At 38.7% G+C, this 12344-nt stretch carries 10 protein-coding genes and 1 other annotated feature; all 10 genes read left to right on the top strand.

The annotated features are described in order from the left end of the window. Positions 1 to 717: 717 nt before the first annotated feature. The 10 genes from N7Z68_RS20450 (at position 718) to gltX (ending at position 12052) form a co-directional block, all read left to right on the top strand. Positions 718 to 1185, top strand: coding sequence for a CtsR family transcriptional regulator (locus tag N7Z68_RS20450; RefSeq protein WP_275120395.1), 468 nt, complete (start codon positions 718 to 720; stop codon positions 1183 to 1185). 57 nt (positions 1186 to 1242) lie between these two features. After that, a complete protein-coding gene (gene mcsA / locus N7Z68_RS20455) occupies positions 1243 to 1779 on the top strand; it encodes a protein-arginine kinase activator protein McsA (protein ID WP_275120330.1) in 537 nt (178 codons plus the stop codon). Between the two features lie 3 nt (positions 1780 to 1782). After that, positions 1783 to 2856, top strand: a complete 1074-nt coding sequence (mcsB, locus tag N7Z68_RS20460) for a protein-arginine kinase McsB (RefSeq protein ID WP_275120331.1) — start codon at positions 1783 to 1785, stop codon at positions 2854 to 2856. 18 nt (positions 2857 to 2874) lie between these two features. Further along, positions 2875 to 5316: an ATP-dependent protease ATP-binding subunit ClpC gene (gene clpC / locus N7Z68_RS20465; RefSeq protein ID WP_275120332.1), complete on the top strand. Its 2442-nt coding sequence runs from the start codon at positions 2875 to 2877 to the stop codon at positions 5314 to 5316. A 181-nt stretch (positions 5317 to 5497) separates the two neighbouring features. Beyond that, entirely contained in the window at positions 5498 to 6874 is a 1377-nt protein-coding gene (gene radA, locus N7Z68_RS20470; RefSeq protein ID WP_275120333.1) for a DNA repair protein RadA, read from the top strand. A 2-nt stretch (positions 6875 to 6876) separates the two neighbouring features. Further along, positions 6877 to 7950, top strand: a complete 1074-nt coding sequence (gene disA / locus N7Z68_RS20475; protein ID WP_275120334.1) for a DNA integrity scanning diadenylate cyclase DisA — start codon at positions 6877 to 6879, stop codon at positions 7948 to 7950. Between the two features lie 213 nt (positions 7951 to 8163). Further along, positions 8164 to 9255 carry a PIN/TRAM domain-containing protein gene (locus tag N7Z68_RS20480; RefSeq protein WP_275120335.1) on the top strand — a complete coding sequence of 364 codons (1092 nt, stop codon included), beginning with the start codon at positions 8164 to 8166 and terminating at the stop codon, positions 9253 to 9255. Between the two features lie 27 nt (positions 9256 to 9282). Continuing rightward, complete coding sequence (gene ispD, locus N7Z68_RS20485) at positions 9283 to 9972, top strand: 2-C-methyl-D-erythritol 4-phosphate cytidylyltransferase (protein ID WP_275120336.1); 690 nt, start codon at positions 9283 to 9285, stop codon at positions 9970 to 9972. Then, positions 9972 to 10448 (top strand): 2-C-methyl-D-erythritol 2,4-cyclodiphosphate synthase, encoded by a 477-nt coding sequence (gene ispF / locus N7Z68_RS20490; protein ID WP_275120396.1) that lies wholly within the window; start codon positions 9972 to 9974, stop codon positions 10446 to 10448. The genes ispD and ispF overlap by 1 nt, the downstream gene beginning before the upstream one ends. A gap of 140 nt (positions 10449 to 10588) precedes the next feature. Beyond that, complete coding sequence (gene gltX / locus N7Z68_RS20495) at positions 10589 to 12052, top strand: glutamate--tRNA ligase (RefSeq protein ID WP_275120337.1); 1464 nt, start codon at positions 10589 to 10591, stop codon at positions 12050 to 12052. A gap of 4 nt (positions 12053 to 12056) precedes the next feature. Next, positions 12057 to 12274 (top strand) — a binding site (T-box leader). The last annotated feature ends 70 nt before the right edge of the window (positions 12275 to 12344 follow it).

The raw sequence follows: 12344 nt of genomic DNA on the forward strand, positions 1-12344 counted from the left end.
AGGCAGTTAGGCTCCTTCTTCACCTAACCACCAACCAGATGATAGAGTGGTTGGGTCAAGCGGGTTGGGCTTGATGCATCCACGGCATCATCTATGCTTTTAAAAAGTGAAGAAGGGCCTACTGTTTTAATAATATGGAAAAACTAAAATTCGTTATTTAGGTGTCCACTTTCTTGACATAAGTCCACTCAGTCCTCATAGGTCATCAAAACTATGATTTTAGTATAAATAAGAGCCTCTCAGTCCGTGAAACAATAGACGAACATCAATCATTCCAATGACACAATCCTCGCGAAGCCAAATTATCTATTAAAACCATACACCCGTACCCCTCGAAGCAATAGCACCGAACTTAGTTAAAAACAAAACAATAATCCTAACCATCCTTACTATTATCATTCTTACTAACGTCGAATTTAAAGGCGAAGGATCTTGTTTTAGGTCGAGAAAATGGAGGTTTTGTTACAATTTCAAAACTTGAGCATAAGTTACTAACAGTAACGGATAATCTGTAATGTTTCTGCTAATTTGTGTTATCAAGAAAGAGGATTTTTGCATGTTAATCTCGAAAAGATTCTTTAAGATACATAAAACGCATAAAATCGAATGAAACTCATATTTTGGGCAATAATTATAGGTGTATGTGTTTGCAACTCTCTGTTATTTTTTTTATAATTAATATAGTCAAATATAGTCAAAGTCAAGGGAGGGGGCATGATGAGAAATATCTCTGATATTATTGAGCAGTATTTAAAAAGTATTTTAACAAATAGTGATGGCGAGCTTATAGAAATTAAAAGAAGCGAACTTGCGAAACAATTTCAATGTGTTCCATCACAAATAAATTATGTGATCAGTACGCGCTTCACCATTGAAAGAGGCTATATTGTTGAAAGTAAACGCGGCGGAGGCGGCTACATTCGAATAATAAAAGTAAAAGCGCACAATAAAGCAGATCTCTTTGAACATATGATACAACTCATTGGTGAAAAGGTAAGTCAAGCCAATGCAGAAGACTTGATTTCAAGGTTATACGAAGAGGGTGCTGTATCTAAGCGTGAAGCGAATTTAATGTTTAGTGTGATTGATCCCACATTATTTAATACGAATAACCCTTTACTGCGGGATTATATTCGGGCGAATGTTCTCAAATCCATGCTCCAAACTTTAAAATATCGAGAGTAGCTATGGTTTTCTTCTCATACAATCCGTACCTAATGTTTGAAGGGAGAGGTGGTTTTCATGATTTGTCAGGAGTGTAATAAACGCCCTGCCACTTTACACTTCACTAAAATAATAAACGGTGAAAAAACCGAGTTCCATATATGTGAACATTGTGCGAAAGAAAAAGGAGAGTACTTTCCAGGGTCGAATAGTTTTTCTATTCATCAATTGTTGTCAGGTTTATTAAACTTCGAACAACCTGTTTCTAAAGGGCAAACGTCAGGAATAAATCCAAGGCAGCCATTAACTTGTAAAAAATGTGAAATGTCTTATGAACAGTTTGTTCGAACTGGTAGATTTGGGTGTGCGACTTGTTATCAAACCTTTAGTGATAAACTTGATCCTATTTTAAAGAAAGTCCATAGCGGTAATCACTCACACTCAGGAAAAATACCTAAAAGAATCGGTGGAACTATAGAGGTTCGCAGGAAGATTAATACGTTAAAAGAGGCGTTACAACAGCACATTGCGAAAGAAGAATTTGAAGAAGCTGCGACTGTAAGAGATCATATCCGTTCTTTAGAAAAATCGATATTCAATCAAGGGGAGGCGTAATTTATGTCACTTGAACGTTTTATTAGTGAAGCAATCAGCCCTTGGATGAAAAAAGATGGACCAGATTCGGATATTGTGTTGAGTAGTCGAATAAGATTAGCTAGGAACCTAAAAGATTTTACGTTCCCTATTCTCGCTACTATGGAGGAAGCAAAGTTAATTGTTAACCACATTAGCACAAACTTATTGAAAAACCCTTATAACTCAGTTGGCCAACTAGAGTTACTCCATATGGATGATTTAAAAGCGAATGTAAAGAAAGTTCTGGTTGAAAAACATTTAATCAGTCCTCATTTATCAGAAGAATCAAAGCATGGTGCAGTGCTATTGAGTGAGGATGAATCCGTCAGCATCATGATTAATGAAGAAGATCATCTTCGGATCCAATGCTTGTTTTCTGGATTTCAGTTAAGCGAAGGGCTAGTACTTGCTAGTGGATTAGATGATTGGATTGAAGATAAGTTGACGTATGCTTTTGATGAAAAAAGAGGGTACTTAACTAGCTGTCCAACGAATGTAGGAACTGGCTTGAGGGCTTCAGTTATGATGCACCTTCCTGCCTTGGTCATGACACAACAACTAAATAAGATACTACCAGCTATTAATCAACTAGGTTTAGTTGTTCGAGGAATTTACGGTGAAGGTAGTGAAGCCTTAGGGAACCTGTTCCAAATATCAAATCAAATGACGCTAGGAAAATCAGAACAAGATATTGTTGAAGACTTACGTGGAGTGGTTATGCAATTAATTCAACAAGAACGCTCAGCAAGAGAAATGTTATTACAATCCTCAAAAATCCAATTAGAGGATCGTGTCTATCGTTCTTTTGGAGTTTTATCAAATAGCCGAATTATGGAGTCAAAGGAAGCGGCACAGCGCTTATCAGAAGTACGATTAGGAATTGATCTAGGTTTAATTGAAGGTATTTCAGGCAATATCCTTAATGAACTTATGATATTAACTCAGCCAGGATTTTTACAGCAGTTCGCCGGGGAAACGCTCTCTCCAAATCAAAGAGATGAGCGAAGAGCAGCACTAATTAGAGAACGTCTCAAACTAGAAGACGTCCGGAAATAATCTTGGAGGTGGATGAATATGATGTTTGGAAGATTTACAGAAAGAGCTCAAAAAGTATTGGCTTTAGCACAAGAAGAGGCGATCCGTCTTGGTCATAATAATATTGGGACTGAACATATTCTACTAGGTCTTATTCGTGAAGGAGAAGGTATTGCAGCCAAAGCCCTTCAAGCATTAGGTTTAGGTTCAGATAAAATCCAAAATGAAGTAGAAACGTTAATCGGTACTGGTCAAGAAGGAACGAAGACCATCCACTACACTCCACGTGCAAAAAAAGTCATTGAACTTTCAATGGATGAAGCAAGAAAATTAGGTCATTCCTACGTTGGAACTGAACATATTTTATTAGGATTAATTCGTGAAGGAGAAGGTGTAGCAGCGCGTGTCCTGAACAATTTAGGGGTTAGCTTAAATAAAGCTCGCCAACAAGTACTGCAACTACTTGGAAGCAGCGAAGCATCAGGTGGCAGCCAACAATCTGGAACAACTGCACATGCCAACACACCAACGCTGGATAGTCTAGCGCGTGATCTTACCGCTATTGCTAAAGAAGAAGCGTTAGATCCTGTGATTGGAAGAAGTAAAGAAATTGAACGTGTGATCCAAGTTCTTAGTCGCCGTACAAAAAATAATCCAGTTCTTATTGGTGAACCAGGGGTTGGTAAAACAGCGATTGCAGAAGGTTTGGCCCAAGCGATAATAAATAATGAAGTTCCAGAAACTTTACGTAATAAGCGTGTGATGACTTTAGATATGGGTACGGTTGTAGCCGGTACAAAATATCGTGGTGAGTTTGAAGACCGTTTGAAAAAAGTAATGGATGAAATTCGTCAAGCTGGTAACGTAATCTTATTTATTGATGAGCTTCATACTCTAATTGGAGCTGGGGGAGCTGAAGGAGCAATTGACGCATCAAATATTTTAAAGCCTTCACTTGCTCGCGGAGAATTACAATGTATTGGTGCTACTACTATAGATGAGTACCGTAAGTACATTGAAAAAGATGCGGCTTTAGAGCGTCGTTTCCAGCCAATCCAAGTTAACGAGCCGACAAATGATGAGTCTGTTCAAATTTTAAAAGGGTTACGTGACCGTTATGAGGCGCATCACCGTGTAACGATAACAGATGCTGCGATTGAAGAAGCAGTTAAATTGTCCGATCGTTATATTCCTGACCGCTTTTTACCAGACAAAGCGATTGATTTAATTGATGAAGCGGCTTCAAAAGTCCGTTTACGTTCCTATACTGCACCACCGAACTTAAAAGAACTTGAAGGAAGACTTGAAGAAACTCGAAAAGAAAAAGATGCAGCAGTTCAAAGCCAAGAGTTTGAAAAAGCTGCTTCATTACGTGACTCAGAACAACGTTTACGAGAAGAACTAGATTCTATGAAAAATGAGTGGAAAAAGAAACAAGGACAAGAAAATACTGAAGTGACGGTAGAAGATATTGCCCAAGTCGTCACGAGTTGGACAGGAATTCCTGTATCAAGACTAGTAGAAGAAGAAACAGACCGTCTTCTACGTATGGAAGAAATTCTTCACAAACGTGTAATTGGTCAAGGGGAGGCTGTAAAAGCTATTTCTAAGGCCGTTCGTCGTGCACGTGCCGGTTTAAAAGATCCAAAACGTCCAATTGGCTCATTTATCTTCTTGGGTCCTACAGGTGTAGGTAAAACGGAACTTGCTCGTGCGGTTGCAGAAACGTTATTTGGCGATGAAGATGCGTTTATCCGTATTGATATGTCCGAATATATGGAAAAGCATGCAACAAGTCGTCTAGTTGGTTCGCCTCCAGGATATGTTGGTCATGATGAGGGTGGACAGTTGACCGAGAAAGTACGCCGTAATCCATATTCCGTTATATTACTAGATGAAATTGAAAAAGCGCACCCTGAGGTATTTAATATTTTACTACAAGTACTAGAAGACGGAAGATTAACGGACTCTAAAGGCCGTACAGTAGACTTTAGAAATACTGCTGTTATTATGACGTCGAACGTAGGTGCTAGTACCCTTCGTAAAAACAAATCACTAGGTTTCACGGTAGATAGTGAAGATCAAAACTATAAAGATATGAAAGGCAAAGTAATGACGGAGCTAAAAAACAGCTTCCGTCCAGAATTCCTAAATCGTATCGATGAGATTATAGTCTTCCATTCTCTTGAGAAGAAACATATCCGTGAAATCATTAGTTTAATGGCTGAACAATTAGAAAAGCGTCTTGCTGAACAAGGAATTCAATTTGAATTAACTGAAGCAGCCAAAGACAAAATTTCGGATGAAGGATTTGACCCAGAGTATGGAGCGCGTCCACTGCGTCGAGCCCTGCAAAAACAAGTCGAAGACCGTCTATCTGAAGAATTATTAAAAGGAAATATTAAAAAAGGACAAAAAGCGATTATCGATGTAAAAGATAATGAGCTTGTCGTTGAAACAAAAGAAAGTGCACAAGTCTAAAAGTTATAGCTCAAAAGACGGGAACTGGGGGAGATACTTTCTCTTTCAGTTCTTTTTAATCATACAGTATAAAGAAGGAAAACCCGTCGACTTATATGTTCTTTTGTTAATAAGTCGTGTTTTTCTAAAAACCATTCATGATACAATTAACATAAGAGTAGGTTATAAAGAGGGGAACAGAATGGCGAAAAAGAAAACGAAGTTTGTATGTCAAGAATGTGGTTATGAATCAACGAAATGGATGGGGAAATGTCCAGGCTGTCAAAGCTGGAATTCGATGGTCGAAGAATTTGTTGAGTCTGCGACGAAAGGGCGAAGCTTTGTTACCGGAGAGCGTACTGAAACTTCAAATCGACCACAATCCATCACAAAAGTAGAAAATGAACTTGAGGAAAGAATTAGTACTGAAATGAAAGAGTTAAATCGTGTATTGGGCGGAGGCATAGTGCCAGGCTCACTCGTATTAGTTGGTGGAGATCCCGGTATTGGGAAGTCAACGATCTTACTTCAGCTTTCTTATCAGTTAGCTAAGAATTCTTATAAAGTGCTTTATATTTCTGGAGAAGAATCAATGAAACAAACCAAGCTAAGGGCAGACCGATTAGGTGTCTTAGCTGATCAATTATATGTACTATCGGAGACTGATGTTGATTACATTGAGAAAGCGATTAACGATATTCAACCAACACTCGTTGTGATTGACTCTATTCAAACGGTGTTTCAGCAGGATGTTACGTCTGCACCGGGGAGTGTTTCACAAGTCAGAGAATGTACTGCGGCGTTTATGAGAATAGCCAAAACGAAAGGAATTGCCATTTTTATCGTCGGACACGTTACAAAACAAGGTTCAATTGCTGGTCCTAAATTATTAGAGCATATGGTAGATTCCGTTCTTTACTTTGAAGGAGAAAGGCACCATACCTATCGAATATTGAGAGCAGTGAAAAATCGCTTTGGATCAACGAATGAAATCGGGATATTTGAGATGAAGGAAGGCGGCCTAGAAGAAGTCGTTAATCCATCTGAAATCTTTCTAGAAGAAAGAACAGAAGGGGCTGCAGGCTCGACAGTCGTGGCTTCGATGGAGGGTACAAGGCCAGTTTTAGTTGAAATTCAAGCACTTGTTTCGCCTACAAGCTTTGGTAACCCTAGAAGAATGGCTACAGGAATTGACCATAATCGAGTGTCTCTCTTAATGGCAGTATTGGAAAAGCGAGTTGGTTTGCTATTACAAAGCCAAGATGCCTATTTAAATGTAGCCGGCGGGGTTCGTTTAGATGAGCCAGCTATAGATTTAGCTATTGCGTTAAGTATTGCATCCAGCTTTAGAAATCAATCTACGCAACCGACAGATGTAATGATTGGAGAAGTAGGATTAACAGGAGAAGTTAGACGAGTAGCTAGAATTGAGCAACGAATAAATGAGGCGGCGAAGCTTGGATTCAAGCGGGCGATTATTCCTCAAAAAAATATCGGAGGCTGGACGATCCCAAAAGGCATCCAAGTCATTGGGGTGGAAACGCTTGAAGATGCTCTAGATGTTGCACTAGGAGGCTAAAAATGGAAGAACGAAGAAAAGGAAAGTTTATCACCGATATTTTAAAACTAGTAGCGCCAGGGACAGCATTAAGAGATGGTATTGATAATGTACTAAGGGCTAAAACGGGCGGATTAATTGTTTTAGGGTACACCGCAGAGATGCAAAATATTGTGGATGGCGGTTTTTTTATCGATTGTGAGTTTTCACCAGCTTACTTATATGAACTAGCTAAAATGGATGGAGCCATCATTTTAAGCGAAGATGGAAAACGCATCTTATATGCCAATACGCAACTTAATCCTAATAACTCCATTTCTTCGAATGAAACAGGTATTCGTCATCGAACAGCTGAGCGGGTTGCAAAACAAACAGGGAACTTAGTCATCTCAATATCACAACGCCGTAATGTTATTACGCTGTATAAAGGAGAGCATCAATATTCATTACGAGATATTGGCGTTATTCTAACGAAGGCTAACCAAGCGATCCAAACGTTGGAAAAATACAAAACAGTATTAGACCAAGGGATTACAAATCTAGGGGCATTAGAGTTCGAGGAACTTGTCACGTTTCAAGAAGTATTTCAAGTCATTCATCGAGTACAAATGGTATTACGCATAAAAAACGAAATCTTAAACTATGTAAACGAGCTAGGCAGCGAAGGGCGACTCATTACAATGCAGCTGAATGAACTTGTCTCTAATATTGAAAAAGAAGCGGTTCTTTTAATTAAGGACTACGTCAAAGAGAAGTCACAAGATGCTTATGAAACGTTAAAAGATTTACAAAAGCTATCAAACGAAGAATTACTAGACGAGCAGCTTGTCGTTAAGTTGTTAGGATACTCGAAAAACTTCAATATTCAAGAGCAGACCGTCTGTCCTAGGGGATATCGTATACTGTATAAAATTCCACGTTTACCATCTCTTGTGATAGAGAATTTAATAGATACATACGGGGATTTAAGTCAAATTATGGTTGCATCTATTAAAGAGCTTGATGAAGTTGAAGGAATTGGAGAAGCGCGTGCCAAGATGATCAAACATGGGTTAAATCGAATTCAGGAACAATTATTTATAGATCGGCATATATAATCTATTTCGACAAAAAGAGTATTTTAGTTGTAGTATGTTGACGAATTTAGGGGATAGATATATAATGGAGAGTTTTGGATTGACATTAAACAAGTACATCTGATACGGTTAAGTGTATAACACTTACAAATTTTTGTGTGAATTTGTGGAAAATATAGGTTGACACGTTTCAAAAGAAAAAGTTTGTCTATAATAATAAAAGGAGGTGAAATCATGCTAAAACGAATAGTCCAACTATTTTTTGTCCTAATAGGTGGGACATTAGGGTTTCTATTCATTCCTGAAGTAATTGAAATCCTAAATTTTGGTGAGTTACCAAATTGGGTTATGAGTTCTTATGCAGGAGCTGTTTTTGGAGCAATTATTTTTTATCTTTCTACTTTTTGGTTAGCTGATTATATCGTTGGTTTGATGAAGTTGATGGAAGAAGCCATTGTCAAAGCACCGATAACCGACGTACTTTTTGGGACAATGGGTCTTATTGTAGGTTTAATTGTTGCATATTTAATCGGGATCCCCATTGACGCCATCCAAGTACCTGTGATCAGCTCAGTTTTACCGATCTTTATTACTTTTTTCTTGGGTTACTTTGGTTTTCAAATTGGATTTAAAAAGCGTGACGAACTTATAAACCTCTTTTCGGTCGCACAACGCAAAGACAAAAAGAAAGATGGAGACGTCGAAAAAGAACGAAGCGGTTCGATGAAATTATTAGATACTAGTGTTATTATCGACGGTCGCATAGCAGATATTTGTAAGACTGGTTTTTTAGAGGGGACATTAATCATTCCTGAATTTGTATTGGAAGAACTACAACATATTGCGGACTCTTCGGATGTGCTAAAACGAAACCGTGGTCGCCGCGGATTGGATATTCTGAATAAAATCCAAAAAGAATTACCAATCAAGGTTGAAATCTATGAAGGCGATTTTGATGAAATTCAAGAAGTCGACAGCAAGTTAGTGAAGCTGGCGAAATTGCTTTCAGGAGTTGTCGTTACAAACGACTTTAATTTAAATAAAGTTTGTGAGTTGCAAGGTGTACCTGTATTAAATATTAATGACTTAGCAAATGCAGTTAAGCCAGTTGTACTTCCTGGTGAAGAATTAAATGTTCAAGTGATAAAAGATGGAAAAGAGCACAATCAAGGTGTCGCTTACTTGGATGACGGGACGATGATCGTTGTTGAAGGCGGTCGAGATTACATTGGTAAACAAATAGATGTTATTGTTACGAGTGTTCTTCAAACAAGCGCAGGACGAATGATTTTTGCTAAGCCTAAATTACTTGAAAAAGCATTATAGAAATATTTGTGCGAGTGGTGAGGAATTATGAACTATTCAGTAGTTATTCCTGCAGCAGGGCAAGGAAAACGAATGAAGGCAGGACAGAACAAACAATTTTTGCAATTATCCAGCATTCCACTTATTATTCATACTCTTCTTGTATTTGAAAAAGATCCCTGGTGCCGTGAAATCATTCTAGTTACTAATCAAGAAGAGAAAGAAGTCATGAAGAATTTAGTTCATGATTTTAACCTTCAAAAAGTGAATGACTATGTGATGGGTGGCTCAGAAAGACAATATAGTGTCGCTAATGGATTAGACGCGATAAAAGATGAAACGATCGTCCTCATTCATGATGGTGCTCGCCCTTTTATTGAACAAGCCAAAATCCACGAATTAGTTCTATGTGCAAATGAAACCGGAGCAGCTGTTATAGCGGTTCCTGTAAAAGATACGATTAAAAAAGTAACTGAAAGCAAAGTCGAAACAACGATGGAGCGTTCAAGCTTGTGGGCTGTTCAAACCCCACAAGCTTTTCGTCTGTCACTTATAAAAAAAGCACATGAGCTGGCGAAACAACAGTCTTTCTTAGGAACAGATGATGCAAGTTTAGTTGAAAATATGAATGAAGTTGTGGCAATCGTTGAAGGTGATTATTTAAATATGAAATTAACAACACCAGAAGACCTATTATTTGCCGAAGCAATATTAGCGAGTCGAAAGGGGAAAGAATGATGATTAGAGTTGGACAAGGCTTTGATGTTCATCAATTAGTAGAAGGACGTCCGCTTATTATTGGTGGAATTGAAATAGATTATGAGAAAGGCTTACTGGGTCATTCCGATGCAGATGTTTTGTTACATACGATTGCTGATGCGGCCTTAGGTGCAATCGGGGAGGGGGATATCGGAAAACATTTTCCTGATACAGATCCTGAATTTAAAGATGCCGATTCAGCAAAGTTGCTGGAACATGTCTGGGAGATTGTAAAAATGAACGGTTATTCACTGGGAAATATTGATTGTACGATTATTGCCCAACAGCCCAAAATGGCGCCTCACATTTCCCGAATGAGAGAACGAATTGCCCAACTGTTGGAGGGTACTGTTGATCAAGTAAATGTAAAGGCAACGACAACTGAAAAACTTGGTTTTACTGGCAGAGGTGAAGGTATCGCTGCTCAAGCTGTTATTTTATTAACAAAAGAATAAACAGCAGCTTGAATATAAACTCTATGGAACATGTGTGTCTTTGCGTCAAGTTTTCCTAAAACGCTTGACCGAAAAGCTTCAGTTCGTAATAATATGTTACAGAATAACTATGCGAAACGAGAGAATGGGAAGGTGTCACTATGTCAAATGAAGTGAGAGTACGTTTTGCCCCTAGTCCTACAGGGCACTTACATATCGGAGGAGCAAGGTCCGCTCTTTTTAATTATTTATATGCGCGAAATCAAGGCGGGAAATTTATTTTACGTATAGAAGATACTGATCAAGCAAGAAATGTAGAAAGTGCCCAGGAGAAGCTGTTAGAGAGCTTAAAATGGCTTCAAATTGAGTGGGATGAGAGTGTAGATATCGGTGGTGAATACGGCCCATATAGTTGTATGGAGCGTTTAGATATTTATAAAAAATATCTTCAACAGCTGATTGATGAGAAGAAAGCGTACTATTGTTATATGACGGAGGAAGAACTTGAAGCAGAACGCGAAGCTCAAATCGCTCGAGGTGAAAATCCGAAATATAGTGGCAGAGATCGAGATTTAACAGAGGAGCAAAGAAAAGCGTACGAAGAAAAAGGTCTTAAACCAGTTGTGCGCTTCCGTGTACAAGAAGGGAAGACGTATGTGATTGATGATGCGGTTCGCGGCGAAGTAAGCTTTGAGTCTGATGGAATCGGTGACTTTGTTATCGCTCGAAAAGACGGAATTCCAATGTACAATTTTGCCGTAGTGGTTGATGATCATCTAATGAAAATTTCCCACGTCATTCGCGGAGAAGAGCACTTATCAAATACGCCGCGCCAGGCGATGCTTTATGACGCATTTGGATGGGAAGTACCCAAATTTGCTCATGCTTCACTTATCCTAAACTCAGACCGTCAAAAAATGAGTAAGCGTGATGAATCAATTATTCAATTTGTAGAGCAGTACCGTGATTTAGGATACTTGCCTGAAGCGATCGTTAATTTCTTAGCACTGTTAGGCTGGTCGCCGGTTGGAGAAGAAGAAAAGTTTACAAAAGCGGAGCTAATTGAACAATTCGGCTTAGATAGAGTAGCAAAAGCCCCAGCTGTATTTGATACCGATAAATTAGCATGGATGAACAACCAATACATGAAAGAAGCTGATTTAGATCGTGTAGTTGAACTGGCTTTACCGCATTTAATTCGTGCGGGTAGGATTCCGCAAGAGATGTCTCCTGAGCAAAAAGATTGGGCAAAGCGTTTAATTGGATTGTATCAAGAGCAAATGTCTTACGGTGCTGAAATCGTTGAGCTTACAGAGTTGTTTTTCAAATCAGAAATCGATTATAATGAAGAAGCAAAAGGAATATTAGCTGAAGAGCAAGTTCCTGAAGTACTGCAACAGTTTATTAATGAGCTTGAAGCAACAGAAACATATACGGCAGAAAACATTAATAAGGCAACAAAAGCAACACAAAAAGCAACCGGGCATAAAGGGAAAAAATTATTTATGCCAATTCGTGTAGCGACAACAGGACAAACGCACGGACGTGATCTTCCAGATACTCTTGAGCTGCTTGGAAAAGAGATGATCATTCAGCGTCTGAGGCAAGCGTTACAACATAACTAAACAAGTTAAAACGAAGACAAGGTAGAGTAGGAACGTAGCTGTCTTTTCAGAGAGAACCATCTAGGCTGAAAGTGGTTTAAGATTAGTCGTTCTGAAGTTGCGCCTTAGAGTCTCTTATTGAACGCTTAAGTAGGTAAGAGCGGTTACGCCGTTATCGTAGAAGAGGAGAAGCAATAATACATTGCTTAAACAGAGTGGAACCGCGCCGAAAGCGTCTCTGTGCATATGCACAGAGACGCTTTTTTCTATGCGCTTTTCACCATTTAAGTTAACAAGGCGATGGGGGAGGTAC

The organism is Alkalihalobacterium chitinilyticum (genome assembly GCF_029028005.1).
Taxonomy (GTDB): Bacteria; Bacillota; Bacilli; order Bacillales; family Bacillaceae_F; genus Alkalihalobacterium; species Alkalihalobacterium chitinilyticum.

Coding starts and splice junctions, on each gene's coding strand:
- N7Z68_RS20450 (WP_275120395.1), top strand. CDS start 718: ATGAGAAATATCTCTGATATTATTGAGCAGTATTTAAAAAGTATTTTA.
- mcsA (WP_275120330.1), top strand. CDS start 1,243: ATGATTTGTCAGGAGTGTAATAAACGCCCTGCCACTTTACACTTCACT.
- mcsB (WP_275120331.1), top strand. CDS start 1,783: ATGTCACTTGAACGTTTTATTAGTGAAGCAATCAGCCCTTGGATGAAA.
- clpC (WP_275120332.1), top strand. CDS start 2,875: ATGATGTTTGGAAGATTTACAGAAAGAGCTCAAAAAGTATTGGCTTTA.
- radA (WP_275120333.1), top strand. CDS start 5,498: ATGGCGAAAAAGAAAACGAAGTTTGTATGTCAAGAATGTGGTTATGAA.
- disA (WP_275120334.1), top strand. CDS start 6,877: ATGGAAGAACGAAGAAAAGGAAAGTTTATCACCGATATTTTAAAACTA.
- N7Z68_RS20480 (WP_275120335.1), top strand. CDS start 8,164: ATGCTAAAACGAATAGTCCAACTATTTTTTGTCCTAATAGGTGGGACA.
- ispD (WP_275120336.1), top strand. CDS start 9,283: ATGAACTATTCAGTAGTTATTCCTGCAGCAGGGCAAGGAAAACGAATG.
- ispF (WP_275120396.1), top strand. CDS start 9,972: ATGATTAGAGTTGGACAAGGCTTTGATGTTCATCAATTAGTAGAAGGA.
- gltX (WP_275120337.1), top strand. CDS start 10,589: ATGTCAAATGAAGTGAGAGTACGTTTTGCCCCTAGTCCTACAGGGCAC.